This window comes from Xanthomonas translucens pv. undulosa (genome assembly GCF_017301775.1).
GTDB lineage: Bacteria > Pseudomonadota > Gammaproteobacteria > Xanthomonadales > Xanthomonadaceae > Xanthomonas_A > Xanthomonas_A translucens.
This window is the reverse complement of the sequence record NZ_CP063993.1, coordinates 846,892-862,957: the sequence shown is the minus strand read 5'-3', so window position 1 is coordinate 862,957 and position 16,066 is coordinate 846,892. Positions and strand designations below refer to the sequence as shown.

The window sequence follows — 16,066 nt, the reverse complement described above, 5'->3', positions numbered from 1 at the left end:
GTGCCGTTGGCGGCGGCATGGCCGCCCTGTCGCGCGCCGGCGCTAGGCCGGCGCGATGGTCAGCGCCTTCAGCGCCGCCTGCAGCTTGCCGCGTTGCGCCTCGTCCTCGCAGTGCGCGAGCGCGTCCTGCAGCAGCGTGCGCGCCTGCGCGTCGTCGCCGCAACGTTCGGCCAGCAACAGCGCCGCGCCCAGCGACCAGACGCTAAATTCCGGCTCCTTGGGCCAGGCGCGCCGCGCGGCGAGCAGGCCATCGAGCGCGAGCTTGAACTGCCCGGCCAACTGCGCGCGCTCGGCCAGCAGCGAGGCCTGTTCCGGCAGCAGCGGGGCGAAGTCGGGATCGGCATTCAGGGCTTCGCGCAGCAGCGCCAATGCGCGCCGTTCCTGCTTTTCCTGCAGCAGGCGGTTGATGTACTGGCGGCTGTGCTCGCGCAGGTCGTCGGCGCGCCCGCCGCTGCGCAACAGGCGCTGGTACAGTTCGTGCACCTCCAGGCTCACTGCCCGCGAACGCACTTCGCCGCGCAGCAGCTGCAGCGCCTCGACGGCATGGCCGTCGCGCACGAACTGCTCGGCCTCGTCGAGCACGCGTTGGTCCGGATCGTGGCGAGCATGCGTCGCGTCGTCGTCGGCGGCCGGTTCGTAGCCCAGCACCTCGTGGTACTGGTAGACCAGATAGCCCAGCAGGTGGAAGGCGGCGAACAGGCCCCAGATCGTGACCACGCCAACCGCTAGATCGCTGGCCAACGGCGGCAGGTACTGCTGCAACCGGTTGGCCGCGGTCAGCGCGCTGGCCTGGATCACGAACAGCAGGCCGAACGCGGCCAGGTACGGCCAGCCGATGCGCAGCGCCAGGCCGATCGACACGGCCGGATTCAGCGCGCGGCGCAGGCTGCCGTCGATGGCCAGCGAGATCAGGAAACCTGGCTGCAGCAGCACCACCGCCAGCAGCGTCAGCATGCCGGCGATCGGGCCGGCGAGCAGCGCCGCCGCGACCACCACCGCGCCGAGCACGATCATCAGCGCCAGCAGCCGCAGGACCACCCCGTCGCCGATGTCGAAGCCGCGCTCGGGCGCCTCCATGTAGCCGTCGGCGGTATGCCGCAGGATCTCGAAGGCGTATTTGTAAATCGCCAGCGCGGTGACCATGCCGAGGATCCAGCCGATGCCCGGTAACATCCCCAGCAGGCGGCACAGGGTCAGCGCGATCAGCGCGAACAATGCGCCGCCGCGCAGTGGATACAGCGCGATGGCGCGGGTGCGCGCCCAGAAAGGTGCGGGTGTGCTGCGGTGCGCACGGCTTGCGCCGGCGCGATGACGGTCTTCCATGACGCCCCCCCTGCATTTGATGTGCGCCGATTGTGCGACGCGCCGGACGCGCATGCAATCGGGCGCGCGGGCATGCCGATTGCGCCGCTGCCGGCGGGGGAACGATGCAGTGCCGGTTGCTGCCGCACCCTGTCCGCTGGCGCCGCGCTGCGGCCGATAGAATGGCCGTCGGTACAGGCCTGGTCGCGGCAGCTTCGGTGCGCTCCGCGCGCAGACGGCGGCGCCGCCATTCGATCACAGGGAGTTTCCGCTTGAATCCATTTCCTGCAGGCAATCCGCGCGTGCGCATCCGCGACATCGCCGTGCTGTCTGACAACTGGTACGTGCTGCGCAAGGTCAGCTTCGATTTCCAGCGCAACGATGGCAGCTGGCAGACGCTGTCGCGCGAGGCCTACGACCGCGGCAACGGCGCCACCATCCTGCTCTACAGCCGCGCCAAGCAGACGGTGCTGCTGACCCGCCAGTTCCGGCTGCCGACGCTGCTCAACGGCAATCCCGACGGCATGCTGATCGAGGCCTGCGCCGGGCTGCTCGACCAGCACGATGCGCAGACCTGCATCCGCAAGGAGACCGAAGAGGAAACCGGCTACCGGATCGAGAACGTGCGCAAGGTGTTCGAGGCGTTCATGAGTCCGGGCTCGGTGACCGAGCGGCTGTATTTCTTCGTCGGCGAGTATTTCGACGGCGACAAGCTCGGCGCGGGCGGCGGGGTCGCGGCAGAGGGTGAGGAGATCGAGGTGCTGGAACTGACGCTCGATACCGCGCTGGCGATGATCGAATCCGGCGCGATCGCCGACGGCAAGACCATCATGCTGCTGCAGTATGCCAAGCTGCATGGGGTGCTGGGGTAGGGTTTTTCTTTCGGCCCTCTACGCATCGGGAGCGGCTTCGCTCGCGATCGGCGCTCTCGGTAGAGCCGGTCGCGGCTGAAGCCGCTCCTACAAAAGTCCATCATCTAGGCCGAAAATGGGTTTGCCGTGCCGTGGGCACGCGCCTGCCTTCGCCATCCACCACGCTCAGCGCTTGCCGCCGAAGATGCTGCCGAAGATGCCGCGCACGATCTGCTGGCCGATGCGGTTGCCGACGGTACGCGAGGTCTGCTTGGCCATCGCCTCGAGCATGCCCTGGCGGCGCTTGGTGCCGAACACCGCGTCCTTGACCGCCTGGCCGAAGCCGCTGTCCTGCGCGTCGTCCTGCTCGCGGGTGCGCGCCGCCGGTGCCGCAGTCTTCTCGGCCACCTGCTCGACCCGGCGTGCCAGCATTTCCGCCGCCGAGTCGCGGTTGACCGCGGTGTCGTAGCGGGTACCGACCACGCTGGCGGCGCGTACCTGCGCGCGCTCGGCGTCGGAGATCGCGCCCATCCGGCAGCGTGGCGGCGCGATCAGGGTCTGCTGCACCGGCATCGGCACGCCCTGGTCCTGCAGCGTAGAGACCAGGGCCTCGCCGGTGCCGAGCTGGGAGATGGCCTTGGCCACGTCCAGCTTAGGATTGGCGACGAAGGTCTCGGCGGCGGTGCGCACCGCCTTCTGGTCGCGCGGGGTGTAGGCGCGCAGCGCGTGCTGCACGCGGTTGCCGAGCTGGCCGAGGATGTTGTCCGGCACGTCGTCGGGGAACTGCGAGCAGAAGTACACGCCCACGCCCTTGGAGCGGATCAGCCGCACCACCTGCTCGATGCGCTGCACCAGCGCCGGCGGCGCGTCGTCGAACAGCAGGTGCGCCTCGTCGAACACGAACACCAGCTTGGGCTTGTCCAGGTCGCCCACTTCCGGCAACCGCTCGAACAGTTCCGACAGCAGCCACAGCAGGAAGGTCGAGTACAGGCGCGGCTTGAGCACCAATTGCGCGGCGGCGAGGATGCCGATCACGCCGCGGCCGTCGCTGCCGACCCGCATCAGTTCGGCCAGGTCCAGCGCCGGCTCGCCGAAGAAGCCTTCGCCGCCGTCCTGCGCCAGGCGCAGCAGCGCGCGCTGGATCGCCGCCACCGACGGCGCGCTGACCAGGCCGTATTCGGTGGAGATGTCCTTGCGCTGCTCCACCACCAGCGCCAGCAGCGCGCGCAGGTCGTCCAGGTCGAGCAGCAGCAGGCCGCGGTCGTCGGCCAGCTTGAACACGGTTTCGAGCACCCCGGCCTGGGTGTCGTTGAGTTCCAGGATCCGCGCCAGCAGGGTCGGCCCCATCTCGCTGACGGTGGTGCGCACCGGGTGGCCGAGCTGGCCGTACAGGTCCCAGAACACCACCGGGTTGGCGGCCGGGGCGTAGTCGGCCACGCCAATCTCCTTGGCGCGCTGCAGCACGTTCTGGCTGCCGTCGCCGGCCACCGCCAGCCCGGCCACGTCGCCCTTCACGTCGGCCATGAACACCGGCACGCCGATCCGCGAGAAGCCCTCGGCCAGGGTCATCAGGGTCACGGTCTTGCCGGTGCCGGTGGCGCCGGCGACCAGGCCGTGGCGATTGCCCAGGCGCGGCTGCAGCAGCACCGCTATGTCGTCGGTCAGGCCTTTGCCCAGCAGGATCGGGTCCATGAACAGCTCCGCGGTGAGGTGGGCGGATTCTAGGCGTTCGCGCCGGCGCCCGCTCGCTATGAGCCGGGTTTGCCCGGCTGCAGCGATGAACGAACGCCCGGCTGGCGGGGTGCCGGTCCTTGCCCGACCTTGCCGCGATGTGACAGCGGCGGCTACCCTGCGGCCTTTCCGTCGTTGCGTCCCATCATGCCCCTTTCGTTCCGTATCACCCATGGATGGCCCGCCGTGGCTGCCTTGGCGCTGGCTTGCGCCGCGCCGTCTGCCCACGCCGAACGCGTCTCCGCGCGCGACAAGGCCGCCATCGCGGTCCTCGACCAGCGCCTGGCGGCGGCCGAGAAGCGCTACAACGACGCGATGGTGCTGGTAGGCAACAGCGACCCCAAGGGCACCCAGGAAAGCGACGCGGCGCTGGAGGACATCGAAGACGTGGTCGATGCCTGCATCAAGCAGCGCGGCTGCGAGGTCGGCACCTACCTGGGCGCGTACAAGCGCCTGCTCAAGGCCAAGGCCGACGCGCAGGGCGCGGCGACCGATGCCGATGCGACCGACGACGACGCCGCGCCGCTGCAGGCCGATCCGGACCACATCCGTCCGCTGGCCGCCAATGTGCCGGAAGCGGCGCGCGCGGCCAGCCTGCTCAACGACCAGCGGCATGCCTTCGACGCGATGGTCGAATACAACCCGGCGGTGCAGGCCGGCATCCGCCGCTGGCTCACCGACATGCGCCCGTCGCTGATGAACAGCTACGAGAACTACCAGAACCTGCGCGCGATCATGTGGCCGGAATGGGAGAAGCGCGGGCTGCCGGAAGCGCTGCTGTTCGGCATCATCGCCAAGGAATCCAATGGCCGCGTGCACGCCAATTCGCGGGTCGGCGCCGCCGGGCTGATGCAGTTCATGCCGGCCACCGGGCGCCGCTTCGGGCTTGGCCCGGACGGCACCGGCTTCGATACCCGCTACGACGCGCGCAGCGCCGCCGAGGCCAGCGCGGTGTACATCAACGAGCGCATGGCCGAACTCAACCGCAGCATCGAGCTGTCGCTGGCCGGCTACAACGGCGGCGAGGGCCGCGCCGCGCGCGTGTACAACCAGATGCAGGGGCGCAGCTTCTGGGACGCCTCGGTGTACAACCAGTTCCCGGCCGAGACCAAGGACTATGTGCCGATGGTGATCGCCGCGGCGTGGATCTTCCTGCACCCGCAGCAGTACGGCGTAGCGTTCCCGAAGATCAATGCGCAGCCGGCGACGCTGCGCCTGGCCAAGTCCACCACGATCTACGAGCTGACCATTTGCCTGGGCAGCGACGCTACCCGCGACGGCTACATGCGCGCGCTGCGCAACCTCAACCCACGCTACGAACCCGATGGCTGGATCCCGGCAGGGGCCAGCATCAACGCCACCACCAAGATCGTCGGCCTGTACAACCGCTATTGCGTGAGCGGCCCACGTGCCGACCTGGCGCGCGCGCTGATCACCGCCGACGTCAACGCGGCGATCCGCAGCAACACGCCCGTGGTGGCCGATCCCACCGGCAACGTGGCGGTGGGCGACGTGACCCCGGTGGCCGGGGTGCCGACCACCATCGCCACCGGACGCCCGGCGCCGGTCAAGCCCAAGCCCAGGCAGGTGCGCAGCTACCGCGTGGCCAAGGGCGACACGCTGGGCCGCATCGCCGACCGTTACAGCTGCGACATCAAGCAGTTGGCCAAGGCCAACGGCCTGCGCGCGCCCGGCTATGCGTTGAAGCCGGGCCAGTCGTTGAAGATGGCCGGCTGCGACAAGTAGGCGATTGCGCGGCAAGCGATGAGCGGCATCGACGCGGGCGTGGTCCGCGTTCTGCCTGCGGGCAAGGCGTCGGGACTGAAGTCCCTCCCACGAGGGGCAGCCGAAGTTTTTGCAGGAGGGGTTGAAGCCCCTCCTACAGAAAGCGCGGGGTCGGTCGAAGCGCGCTGCGGTTCCTTACGCGCGTCAGCCTTGCAGCCGCCTGGCGAGCGCCTGGCCCAGCCGAACCGGCGTTTCCGCCGTCAGTGCCGGGTCGAGTGTCGCCACGCCCGGCGGCAACAGCACGATCACGGTCGAGCCGTAATTGAAACGTGCCATCTCCGCGAACCGCTCCAGCACGATGCCCTTGCCGCGCCAATCCTTGCGGGTGATGCGGTCGCCGTAGCGCGGGATTTCCACGCCGCTCCATACCGTCTCCACGCCGCTGACCAGCAGCGCGCCGACCATCACCGAGGCCATCGGGCCGAACTTGGTGTCGAAATGGCAGACCAGGCGCTCGTTGCGCGCGAACAGCCGCGGCACGTGGCGCACCGCGTCCGGGCCGACGCTGAACAGCCGTCCCGGCACATGCACGGTCTCGCGCAGGGTGCCGGTCCACGGCATGTGCACGCGGTGGTAGTCGCGCGGCGACAGGTACACGGTGGCGTACAGGCCGTTGGCGAACGGTGCCGCGGCGGCGGCGTCGCCGAGCAGCTCGGCGGCGGTGAACGACTGGCCCTTGGCCTGGAAGATGCGTCCGTCCTGGATCGGCCCGAGCTGGCTGATGCGGCCGTCGGCCGGCATCAGCAGCGCCTGCGGGTCGGGATCGGCGCCGCGCGCGCCGGGCTTCAGTGCGCGGGTGAAAAACGCATTGAAGGTCGGGTAGGCGCGCGGATCGGGTTCGGCGGCTTCGGCCAGGTCCACCCCGAAGCGACGCACCACGGTGTCGATCAGCCATTGCTTCAGCCCCGGCCGCGACGAGTAGGCCAGGCGCCGCGCCAGCGAGGACAGCAGCCGGTGCGGCAGCACGTAGGTCAGCGTGGTCAGCAGGCTCATGGCGCGGTTGCCTTGGTCAGCGCCTCCAGGTCGGCGGCGATCGCCGCCGGCTCGAACGGCGGCCGGATCAGCCCGGCCTGGCGGCCCTGCGGGTCGAGCACGGCGATCGCGGCCGAGTGGTCCATGCTGTAGTCGTTGGGGTTTTCCTGGAAATGCTTGCCGGGCACCTTCTGGAACACGAAGCCCAGCGCGGTGGCGAAGCGTTCCAGCTCCGGCACGTCCGCGGTAGCGGCCAGGGTGTCCTTGTGGAAGCCGTGTGCGTAGGCGCCCAGCCGCGCCGGGGTGTCGCGTTCGGGATCGACCGAGACGAACAGCACCCGCGGGCGCAGCGTGTCCGGGATCGATTGCCACTGCTGCTGCGCGCGGGCCAGGTCGGCCAGGGTGGTCGGGCACACGTCCGGGCAGGCGGTGAAGCCCAGGAACACCAGCGTCCAGTGGCCTTTCAGCTCGCCGGGCACCAGCGGCGTGCCGTCGGACTGGCGCAGGTGGAAGGCGGGCAGGGCGCGCGGCTGCGGGTACAGGCGCACGCTGCGGGTCTCGGGCCACGCCGAAGCGCCGCCGCCGAAGTACTTCTGGGCCAGCAGCAAGCCCAGGCCGGCGGCCAGCGCGACCACCAGGACGATGCCGAAGTTGCGATTGAACATACTGATTTCCCTTGCAACGAACGCTCATGATAGCGGCCGGGCCTCTATAATCAGGGGCCGAATTGCCTTGCATGTTGCCATGACTGCCGACGCGGCCGCCGAACTCCACACGATCATCGACCTGATCCGCTACGGCACCAGCCGTTTCAATGCGGCCGAACTGAGCTTCGGCCACAGCTACGACAACGCTCTGGACGAAGCCACGCAACTGGTGCTGCACGCGCTGCACCTGCCGCACGACCTGGGCCCGGCCTATGGCGGCGCGCGCGTGACCACGCCGGAAAAGGCGCAGGTGCTGGCGCTGTTCGAGCGCCGCATCGCCGAGCGCATCCCCGCCGCCTACCTGACCGGCGAGGCCTGGTTCGCCGGGCTCAGCTTCAAGAGCGACGCGCGCGCGCTGGTGCCGCGCTCGCCGATCGCCGAGCTGATCGAGGCCGGCTTCGAGCCGTGGCTGGCCGGGCGCGAGGTCAGCCGCGCGCTGGACCTGTGCACCGGCTCGGGCTGCATCGCCATCGCGATGGGCCACTACAACCCGAACTGGCAGGTGGACGCGGTCGACATCAGCGACGACGCGCTGGCCCTGGCCGCGGAGAACAAGGCGCGGCTGCTGGCCGACAACGTCGAGCTGGTCAAGTCCGACCTGTTCGCCGGGCTGGGCGGGCGCCGCTACGAGCTGATCGTGACCAATCCGCCGTACGTCACCCACGCCGAGACCGACGCGCTGCCGCCCGAATACGCGCACGAGCCGGAACTGGGCCTGCGCGCCGGCGTTGACGGCCTGGACCTGGCGCTGAAGATCCTGCGCGACGCGCCGGCGCACCTCAGCGAGGACGGCCTGCTGATCTGCGAAGTCGGCGAATCCGAGCGCGCGCTGGTGCAACTGCTGCCGGAAGTGGATTTCGCCTGGGTCGAGTTCAAGGTCGGGCAGATGGGCATCTTCGCGGTGGAAGCCAGCGCGCTGGTCGCGCACCACGCGCGCATCGCCGACCTGGCGGCGAGCCGGTGAGCGGGCAGCCATGAGCGCGAACAGCTTCGGCACCCTGCTGACCGTCACCACCTTCGGCGAATCGCACGGGCCGGCGATCGGCTGCGTGATCGACGGCTGCCCGCCTGGGCTGGAACTGGACGCGGCCGAATTCGCCCACGACCTGCAGCGCCGCGCCAGCGGCAAGAGCCGCCACACCTCGGCGCGGCGCGAGGCCGACGAGATCGAGATCCTGTCCGGGGTCTACGAAGGCCGCACCACTGGCACCCCGATCGGCCTGCTGATCCGCAACACCGACCAGCGCAGCAAGGACTACACCGACATCGCCCGCCAGTTCCGCCCGGGCCATGCCGACTACAGCTACTGGCAGAAGTACGGCATCCGCGATCCGCGTGGCGGCGGCCGCTCCTCGGCGCGCGAGACCACGATGCGCGTGGCCGCCGGCGTGATCGCCAAGAAGTGGCTGGCGCAGCGCTACGGCGTGCGCGTGCGCGGCTACCTGGCGCAACTGGGGCCGGTGCTGCCGCAGGGCTTCGCCTGGGATGCGGTGGAGGACAACGCGTTCTTCTGGCCGCACGCGGCGCAGGTGCCGGAGCTGGAAAGTTACATGGATGCGCTGCGCAAGTCCGGCGATTCGATCGGCGCCAAGGTCACCGTGGTCGCCGACGGCGTGCCGCCGGGCTGGGGCGAGCCGATCTACGGCAAGCTCGACGGCGAACTGGCCGCGGCGTTAATGAGCATCAATGCGGTCAAGGGCGTGGAGATCGGCGACGGCTTCGCCGTGGTGGCGCAGAAGGGCACCGAGCACCGCGACCTGATCGCGCCGGACGGCTTCCAGTCCAACCACGCCGGCGGCGTGCTCGGCGGCATCGCCACCGGCCAGCCGATCGTCGCCTCGCTGGCGTTCAAGCCCACCTCCAGCCTGCGCCTGCCCGGCGCCACGGTGGACGTGGACGGGCAGGCGGTGGACGTCATCACCACCGGCCGCCACGACCCCTGCGTCGGCATCCGCGCCACCCCGATCGCCGAGGCGATGATGGCGCTGGTGCTGATGGATCAGGCGCTGCGCCACCGCGCGCAGTGCGGCGACGTCGGCAGCGTGGCCCCGCACATCCCCGGCGGTGGCGATGGCTGAGTCGCGGCCACGGGTGTGGGTCAGCCAACCGCTGTTCGACGATGTCGTCGCACGGCTCGGCGAACATTGCGCGCTGACCACCACCGCGGACGTGACCAAGTATTCGCAGCAAGACCTGGCCGCGGCGCTGGCGCCGCTGGACGGCGCGCTGGTGACGCTCAACGAGCGCATCGGCGCGGCCGAGATCGCCGGTGCGCCGCGGCTGCGCGCCATCGCCAATGTCGGCGTCGGCTACAACAACCTCGACCTGGACGCGCTCAGCGCGGCCGACATCGTCGCCAGCAACACGCCCGACGTGCTCACCGAAACCACCGCCGACCTCGGCTTCGCGCTGCTGATGGCCGCCGCGCGGCGCATCACCGAGTCCGAGCGCTGGTTGCGCGAGGGGCAGTGGCAGCAATGGTCGTTCCAGACCATGCTCGGCGCCGACGTGCACGGCAGCACCCTGGGCATCCTCGGCATGGGCCGCATCGGCCAGGCCATCGCGCGCCGCGCTGCCGGCTTCTCGATGCGCGTGCTGTACCACAACCGCAGCCGCCTGCCGGCCGAGGTGGAGCGTGCGCACGCCGCCGAGTACGTCGGCTTCGACGCCCTGCTGGCGCGCGCCGATCACCTGCTGCTGGTGTTGCCGTATTCGGCGCAGTCGCACCACATCCTGGATGCCGCCGCGCTGGCGCAGATGAAGCCCGGCGCCACGCTGGTGAACATCGCCCGCGGCGGCCTGATCGACGAACTGGCGCTGGCCGATGCGCTGGCGCACGGGCGTCTGGCCGCGGCCGGGCTGGACGTGTACGAAGGCGAGCCGGCGGTGCGCCCGGAGCTGCTGGCGCTGCGCAACGTGGTACTGACCCCGCATATTGGCAGCGCCAGCGCCGCGACCCGCCGCGCGATGGTGGCGCTGGCGGTGGACAACCTGCTGGCCGCGCTGGGCTTCGGTGCCGACGCCGGGCGTCCGCCGAATGCGTTGAACCTGGATGCGATCGCGGGCGCCGGCAATGGCGACGGCGGCATCGCGGGCAAAAAACGATAGGGAACCTCCGGCGACCTGAGCGGCGCGCTCGGGAGGTTCCCCGAATCCAGCTGGCAGTGCGGCTGTTCCCCCTTTCTCCTACCCGATCGAACCATCTCCCATGAGCAACGAATCCCGTCGTTTCAACGTCGCCGTCGTCGGCGCCACCGGCGCTGTTGGCGAAACCATGCTGGCCATCCTCGCCGAGCGCGATTTCCCCATCGCCACCCTGTACCCGCTGGCCTCCGAGCGCTCCGCCGGCGGCCAGATCGAGTTCAAGGGCCAGAAGGTCACCGTGCTCGACTTGGCCAGCTTCGACCCGACCGGCGTGGACATCGCGCTGTTCTCTGCCGGCGGTGGCATCTCCAAGGAATACGCGCCGAAGTTCGCCGCCGCCGGTGCGGTGGTGATCGACAACTCCTCGGCGTTCCGCTACGACGACGATGTGCCGCTGGTGGTGTCGGAAGTGAACCCGGAAGCGCTGAAGCAGCGCCCGCGCGGCATCATCGCCAATCCCAACTGCTCCACCATGCAGATGCTGGTGGCGCTGGCGCCGCTGCATCGTGAGTACAACATCGAGCGCATCAACGTGGCCACCTACCAGTCGGTGTCCGGCGGCGGCCGTTCGGGCATGGAGGAACTGGGCAAGCAGACCGCGCAGTTGCTGGCGTTCCAGGACATCGAGCCGAAGAAGTTCCAGGTACAGATCGCCTTCAACCTGATCCCGCACATCGACGACTTCCTGGAAAACGGCTTCACCAAGGAGGAGATGAAGCTGGTCTGGGAGACGCGCAAGATCCTCGGCGACGACAGCATCCAGGTGAACCCGACCGCGGTGCGCGTGCCGGTGTTCTACGGCCACTCCGAAGCGGTCGCGATCGAGACCACGCGCAAGGTCAGCGCCGAGCAGGCGCGCGCGCTGCTGGCCGCGGCGCCGGGCGTGGAAGTGGTCGACGAGCGCAAGCCCGGCGGCTATCCGACCCCGGTCACCCACGCCTCCGGCAACGACGCGGTCTACGTCGGCCGCATCCGCGAGGACATCTCGCATCCGCGCGGCCTCAACCTGTGGATCGTCTCCGACAACATCCGCAAGGGCGCCGCGCTCAACGCGGTGCAACTGGCCGAGTTGGTGGCGCAGGAAGGCTGAGACAGCCGGGACTCGGGACCCGGAAGCCGACGCTGGCTTGGAGATCGCCACTGACGACAGGCCGTGTGCAACGGCAAGAGCGAGCATGCTCTTGCCGTTGGCTTTTGCTGTTCCGGGTCCCGAGTCCCCGGTCCCGAGTCCCGGCTTCATATATATTGCACGCCATGACACCAAGGGCAGGGGCGTAATGCGCCTACAACCACGTATTCCCCATCGTCTGCGTCGCCATGCCGCGTCTGCATCCAGGCTGAGCCGCGCTTGCCGCGCAGCGTGCGCGCTGCTGTTACTGGCCTGCAGCCAGGCCGCGCTGGCGCTGGGGCTGGGCGACATCCGCGTGCTGTCCAAGCCCGGTCAGCCGTTCCTGGCCGAGATCCCGGTGATCTCCAACGAACCGGGCGAACTGGAGAACGCGCGCGTGGCGCTGGCCTCGCCAGCGACCTTCGCCCGGGTTGGACTGCAGCGACCGGACGGCCTGGTCGGCAGCCTGCAGTTCCGCTTCGCGCAGACCAGCCAGGGCCGCGCGGTGATCCGCGTCAGCAGCAGCATGCCGGTCGAGGTGCCTTCGCTGAGCTTCCTGATCGAGGTCGATTGGGGCCAGGGCCGGTTGATCCGCGAGTATTCGGCGTTGCTGGATGCGCCCAACACCGCCGCGGCGATCGACGCGCCGGCGATCGATGCACCGTCCGCCGCGGTACCGTCCAACCGCATCGCGCGTCGCGAGCCGTCGGCGCCGGCCGCCAGCACGCCGACGCCTGCAGCGCCGACCGCACCCGCCGCGCCGGTGCGCAGCGCGCCAGCGCCAGTCGCGGCGCCCGGCGATGCGCTGGCACCGGTGCAGCGTGGGCAGACCCTGTCGCAGATCGCCGGGCAACTGGCGCGCAGCGGCGGCCACTCGCTGGACCAGACCATGGTCGCGCTGTTGCGCGCCAATCCGGATGCGTTCATCCGCGGCAACGTCAACCTGCTCAAGCAGGGCGCCGTGTTGCGCACGCCGCGGCAGGAAGAGCTGGCCAGCATCGATGCCGCTGCGGCCACCGCCATCGTTCGCGAACAGGCCGCGCAATGGCGGCAGGCGCGAGCGCCGGTGCCGCAGCCGGCGCAGGCGCAGCAGGCAGAAGCCAGCGCCAAGTCGGCCGCCAAGCCGGCCGCGCCCGCGGCGGCGACGCCTGGCGCACGCCTGGAAATCGCACCGGCGGTGCCGGCGCAACGCGACAACGCGGGAACCAAGTCCGGCACCGGTGCCGGCGACGAGGGAGACATGGTGGCGACTCAACAATTGCAGCAGGCGCGCGAAGATCTCGCGGCACGCGATGCCGAGGTCCAGGATCTGCGCTCGCGTGTCGAGCAGCTGGAGAAGCTCAAGGCCCAGCAGCAGCAACTGATCGCGTTGAAGGACAGCGACCTGGCCGCGGCGCAGAAGCGCCTGGCGCAGGCCGGGCAGACCCAGGCGCAGGCGCAACCCGCGCCGACGGCGGGCTCCGGCGGCTGGCCGTTGTGGCTGTGGGGCGGGCTGGCGCTGCTGCTGCTGGGTCTGGGCGCGCTGCTGCTGGCACGCCGCCGCAAGCCCTCGCCATTGCCGCCGCTACCGCGGCACGACTACGACACGGCAGCATTGGCCGCGGCGGTGCCGGTGGTCGCGCATCGCGACGTCGATGCGCCGGACCTGCCGCCGCTGGACGAGCACGAGCATGAGCGCGAAGTGGCCGAAGACGCGGCCGCCGAAGAGCGGGCATACCAGGACCACGCATTCGAGCGCGAACTGGCCGCGCAGGCGCAGCGTCACGACGACAGCGGCGCCGTGCCGGCTGCGGAGCATCTGCACTTTGCCCTACGGCCCGATGCCGAGGTCGCGCCCACGCCGCCGCCGGTCGACGCCGACGAACCATGGCGGCAGCCGCCGCCCTTGCTGGCGCCGACGCCAGTGGCGCCGGTGCTCGTGCAACGCAAGGAGCCGACCTGGCACCAAGGCGATCTGCCGGCCGCCGCCGAACCGGCCCCCGAACCGGCGCCCACGCATCCGCCGATCGACCGCGAGCGCCTGGAGCTGGCCGTGGCCTACATGGACCTGGGCGACAACGAAACCGCGCGCACCCTGCTGGTCGAAGTGGCGGCCGCCGGCGATCCGGCGGCGCGTGCCGAAGCCCAGCAGTTGCTGGCCCGCTTGAACTGATGCGAGCAGGCGGCGTGCGGCGCAGGCGCCGCCGCCGTGCTGCCGCGACCGGGAATGCGACGATGCGCGACTACCTCTGCGAGCTTGCGATGATGCCGCCGACACGCCGCCAGCCGGTGTGCCGGCCGGCGCCTCAGGCCAGCGTTGCGGCCCCACGCGCATGCGTGCTGGTCGCCCTATCGCCACGGCTGCCTGTGCGCTCGGCCAGCGCCGCTCGGCCGCGCATCGCGCCAGGCTCCCGCGCATGCCGCAGTGCAGTGCCATGGCCGCTGCGGCCCGCGTTGCGCGTGGTGAGGGAGTAGGGCGCGATGCGCTACGCATTGGGCGTGGAATACGACGGCAGTGAGTTCCAGGGCTGGCAACAGCTCGGCGAATCCGGTGGGCCGAGCGTGCAGGCGACGCTGCAGGCGGCGCTGTCGTCGGTGGCCGACAGGCCGGTGAGCGTGATCTGCGCCGGGCGCACCGACGCCGGTGTGCATGGCGAATGCCAGGTGGTGCATTTCGATTGCGATGCGCCGCGCGCGCCGCGCGGCTGGATGCTCGGCGCCACCGCGCGCTTGCCGGCGTCGGTGTGCGTGCGCTGGTGCGTGCCGGCCGCGGACGATTTCCATGCGCGCTTCTCGGCGCGCGCGCGGCGCTACCGCTATCGCCTGCTCAACCGCCAGGTACGCCCGGCCTTGTACCGGCAGACGCTGAGCTGGGAGCGGCGGCCGCTGCAGGCCGAGGCGATGCACGAAGCGGCGCAGGCGCTGCTGGGCGAGCAGGATTTCGGCGCGTTCCGCAGCATCCAGTGCCAGGCGCTGCATGCGCGGCGCGAGCTGCAGGCGATCGCGGTGACCCGGCTCGGCGAGGTCGTGGAGGTCCAGGTCCAGGCCAATGCATTCCTTCATCACATGGTGCGCAATATCGTAGGCTCCTTAATCATGGTAGGAGCAGGCGACAAGCCGGTTTCCTGGATCGGCGAACTGCTTGCCGGGCGCGACCGCAGCGTCGCCGGCCCGACTGCGCCGCCGCAGGGATTGGTCTTCGTCGGTCCGCTCTACCCCGATATCTGGAAGCTACCGGCCGAGGTCACCCTATGAATCGCACCCTGTATCGCACCCGCATCAAGTTCTGCGGCATGACCCGCGCCGGCGACATCCGCCTGGCGGGCGAACTTGGGGTGGATTCGGTGGGGTTCGTGTTCGCCCACGGCAGCCCGCGGCGGGTGGCGCCGGCCGAGGCCCGCGCGATGCGCCAGGCCGCCTCGCCGATGGTGGACGTGGTCGCGCTGTTCCGCGACAACCCCAAGGACGAAGTGCGCGAAGTGCTGCGCACGGTGCGCCCGACCCTGCTGCAGTTCCATGGCGACGAAGACGACGGCTTCTGCCGCGGCTTCAACCTGCCGTACCTAAAAGCGGTACCGATGGGCGGCGGCGATATCAACGCGCGCACCCTGCAGCTGCAGTACCCGAACGCGGCCGGCTTTCTGTTCGACAGCCATGCCCCGGGCGGCAGCGGCGGCTCCGGCAAGACCTTCGACTGGACGCGGCTGCCCACCGGCCTGCACCGGCCGTTCCTGCTTGCCGGCGGCATCACCTCCGACAACGTGTTCGACGCGATCCTGGCGACGCTGCCCTGGGGCGTGGACGTGTCCAGCGGCATCGAGAGCCAGCCGGGCATCAAGGACGGACACAAGATGCGCAAGTTCGTCGAGGAAGTGCGCCGCGCCGACTGCCACGAGTTGAACAGCAACTGCTGAGCGCCTTCGCAGTCGATGTCGATGTCGGCGCCGACCAGCAGGGCATGCGTTGGCGCAATTTCTCAGCACTTCACAACGCGTGGCAGCGACGTGCGTTGCGGCACGCGTGCTCGACAGCATCCGTCGCCGCTGAAGTCGCTGCCGCAGGCGGCATCGTCCTGTAGCGAAAATAGCCTGGATGTTTGTCTGCCCCGTCGTGGAAGCGCCAGTGTGCGATCCAGCGGTCGCTGAGCGAGCAGCAGAACGCGGCGGCACTGTCCAGCGCCATCGACGACGCCACCAACGGCATCATGCGTCGCAACGCCGAACTGATGCGGCAGACCTCGGTAAACACCGCGCGCGCCAACCAGCGTGCGGTGATCGACATGGACATGCTGCGCCACGTGCACGAGCCGTTGAGCGCCACGGCGGAAGAGGTGCGCGAGATCCATCGCGACGGCATGCAGCAGCGGCGCGCGGCCGAGGTCGAGCTGGCGCGCTTGCGCGACGAGCTGCAGCAGCGCCTGGCGGCGCCGACCCCGGCCGGCTGAGGCGTCGCGTCGGCGGCGGGCAGCGGCCTATGGCTTTCGGCAG

At 70.1% G+C, this 16,066-nt stretch carries 14 protein-coding genes; 10 read left to right on the top strand and 4 right to left on the bottom strand.

Going from position 1 to position 16,066, the window contains the following annotated elements; all coding sequences use genetic code 11:
- Positions 1–42: 42 nt before the first annotated feature.
- On the bottom strand, positions 43–1,323 hold the full coding sequence (locus ISN38_RS03505) for a tetratricopeptide repeat protein (protein ID WP_058362112.1): 1,281 nt from the start codon (positions 1,321–1,323) through the stop codon (positions 43–45).
- A gap of 251 nt (positions 1,324–1,574) precedes the next feature.
- On the opposite strand from ISN38_RS03505, the gene ISN38_RS03500 reads away from it, so the two are divergent.
- Positions 1,575–2,174 (top strand): NUDIX domain-containing protein, encoded by a 600-nt coding sequence (locus ISN38_RS03500; protein WP_058362113.1) that lies wholly within the window; start codon positions 1,575–1,577, stop codon positions 2,172–2,174.
- Between the two features lie 165 nt (positions 2,175–2,339).
- Here ISN38_RS03500 and ISN38_RS03495 read toward each other — a convergent pair whose 3' ends face one another.
- Positions 2,340–3,845: a helicase HerA-like domain-containing protein gene (locus ISN38_RS03495; protein WP_206712064.1), complete on the bottom strand. Its 1,506-nt coding sequence runs from the start codon at positions 3,843–3,845 to the stop codon at positions 2,340–2,342.
- A 186-nt stretch (positions 3,846–4,031) separates the two neighbouring features.
- Between ISN38_RS03495 and ISN38_RS03490 the strand changes: the two genes are divergently transcribed.
- Entirely contained in the window at positions 4,032–5,630 is a 1,599-nt protein-coding gene (locus ISN38_RS03490; RefSeq protein ID WP_038237176.1) for a transglycosylase SLT domain-containing protein, read from the top strand.
- A 183-nt stretch (positions 5,631–5,813) separates the two neighbouring features.
- Here the strand turns inward: ISN38_RS03490 and asd are convergent, their stop codons facing one another.
- Together asd and ISN38_RS03480 are read right to left on the bottom strand one after the other, a co-directional pair.
- Complete coding sequence (gene asd / locus ISN38_RS03485) at positions 5,814–6,662, bottom strand: archaetidylserine decarboxylase (RefSeq protein ID WP_058362114.1); 849 nt, start codon at positions 6,660–6,662, stop codon at positions 5,814–5,816.
- The gene (locus tag ISN38_RS03480) at positions 6,659–7,306 is read right to left on the bottom strand and encodes an SCO family protein (protein ID WP_003467475.1); all 648 of its coding nucleotides are present in this window, start codon (positions 7,304–7,306) and stop codon (positions 6,659–6,661) included. Before ISN38_RS03480 ends, asd begins: the two co-directional genes overlap by 4 nt.
- Positions 7,307–7,385: 79 nt before the next feature.
- Here ISN38_RS03480 and prmB point away from each other — a divergent pair, with 79 nt between their 5' ends.
- From prmB to ISN38_RS03440, 8 genes are all read left to right on the top strand, one after another.
- Positions 7,386–8,312, top strand: a complete 927-nt coding sequence (gene prmB / locus ISN38_RS03475) for a 50S ribosomal protein L3 N(5)-glutamine methyltransferase (RefSeq protein ID WP_003467474.1) — start codon at positions 7,386–7,388, stop codon at positions 8,310–8,312.
- A 10-nt stretch (positions 8,313–8,322) separates the two neighbouring features.
- Positions 8,323–9,426, top strand: a complete 1,104-nt coding sequence (gene aroC / locus ISN38_RS03470; RefSeq protein WP_003467473.1) for a chorismate synthase — start codon at positions 8,323–8,325, stop codon at positions 9,424–9,426.
- Positions 9,419–10,456: a 2-hydroxyacid dehydrogenase gene (locus ISN38_RS03465; RefSeq protein ID WP_058361412.1), complete on the top strand. Its 1,038-nt coding sequence runs from the start codon at positions 9,419–9,421 to the stop codon at positions 10,454–10,456. Before aroC ends, ISN38_RS03465 begins: the two co-directional genes overlap by 8 nt.
- Before the next feature lie 100 nt (positions 10,457–10,556).
- Positions 10,557–11,582, top strand: a complete 1,026-nt coding sequence (locus tag ISN38_RS03460) for an aspartate-semialdehyde dehydrogenase (protein WP_003467471.1) — start codon at positions 10,557–10,559, stop codon at positions 11,580–11,582.
- Positions 11,583–11,769: 187 nt separating this feature from the next.
- Positions 11,770–13,752, top strand: coding sequence for a type IV pilus assembly protein FimV (locus tag ISN38_RS03455; protein WP_425510380.1), 1,983 nt, complete (start codon positions 11,770–11,772; stop codon positions 13,750–13,752).
- A gap of 308 nt (positions 13,753–14,060) precedes the next feature.
- Positions 14,061–14,834: a tRNA pseudouridine(38-40) synthase TruA gene (gene truA, locus ISN38_RS03450; protein ID WP_003467468.1), complete on the top strand. Its 774-nt coding sequence runs from the start codon at positions 14,061–14,063 to the stop codon at positions 14,832–14,834.
- Entirely contained in the window at positions 14,831–15,493 is a 663-nt protein-coding gene (locus ISN38_RS03445) for a phosphoribosylanthranilate isomerase (RefSeq protein WP_003467467.1), read from the top strand. The genes truA and ISN38_RS03445 overlap by 4 nt, the downstream gene beginning before the upstream one ends.
- Positions 15,494–15,675: 182 nt before the next feature.
- Positions 15,676–16,023: a toxic anion resistance protein gene (locus tag ISN38_RS03440; RefSeq protein WP_058358456.1), complete on the top strand. Its 348-nt coding sequence runs from the start codon at positions 15,676–15,678 to the stop codon at positions 16,021–16,023.
- Positions 16,024–16,066 lie beyond the last annotated feature (43 nt).

What these genes read in the sequence shown, in the direction of transcription:
- ISN38_RS03480 (WP_003467475.1), bottom strand. Translation starts at nt 7,306, where the DNA reads ATGTTCAATCGCAACTTCGGCATCGTCCTGGTGGTCGCGCTGGCCGCC.
- ISN38_RS03460 (WP_003467471.1), top strand. Translation starts at nt 10,557, where the DNA reads ATGAGCAACGAATCCCGTCGTTTCAACGTCGCCGTCGTCGGCGCCACC.
- asd (WP_058362114.1), bottom strand. Translation starts at nt 6,662, where the DNA reads ATGAGCCTGCTGACCACGCTGACCTACGTGCTGCCGCACCGGCTGCTG.
- ISN38_RS03495 (WP_206712064.1), bottom strand. Translation starts at nt 3,845, where the DNA reads ATGGACCCGATCCTGCTGGGCAAAGGCCTGACCGACGACATAGCGGTG.
- ISN38_RS03490 (WP_038237176.1), top strand. Translation starts at nt 4,032, where the DNA reads ATGCCCCTTTCGTTCCGTATCACCCATGGATGGCCCGCCGTGGCTGCC.
- ISN38_RS03455 (WP_425510380.1), top strand. Translation starts at nt 11,770, where the DNA reads ATGCGCCTACAACCACGTATTCCCCATCGTCTGCGTCGCCATGCCGCG.
- prmB (WP_003467474.1), top strand. Translation starts at nt 7,386, where the DNA reads ATGACTGCCGACGCGGCCGCCGAACTCCACACGATCATCGACCTGATC.
- ISN38_RS03445 (WP_003467467.1), top strand. Translation starts at nt 14,831, where the DNA reads ATGAATCGCACCCTGTATCGCACCCGCATCAAGTTCTGCGGCATGACC.
- ISN38_RS03465 (WP_058361412.1), top strand. Translation starts at nt 9,419, where the DNA reads ATGGCTGAGTCGCGGCCACGGGTGTGGGTCAGCCAACCGCTGTTCGAC.
- aroC (WP_003467473.1), top strand. Translation starts at nt 8,323, where the DNA reads ATGAGCGCGAACAGCTTCGGCACCCTGCTGACCGTCACCACCTTCGGC.
- ISN38_RS03505 (WP_058362112.1), bottom strand. Translation starts at nt 1,323, where the DNA reads ATGGAAGACCGTCATCGCGCCGGCGCAAGCCGTGCGCACCGCAGCACA.
- truA (WP_003467468.1), top strand. Translation starts at nt 14,061, where the DNA reads ATGCGCTACGCATTGGGCGTGGAATACGACGGCAGTGAGTTCCAGGGC.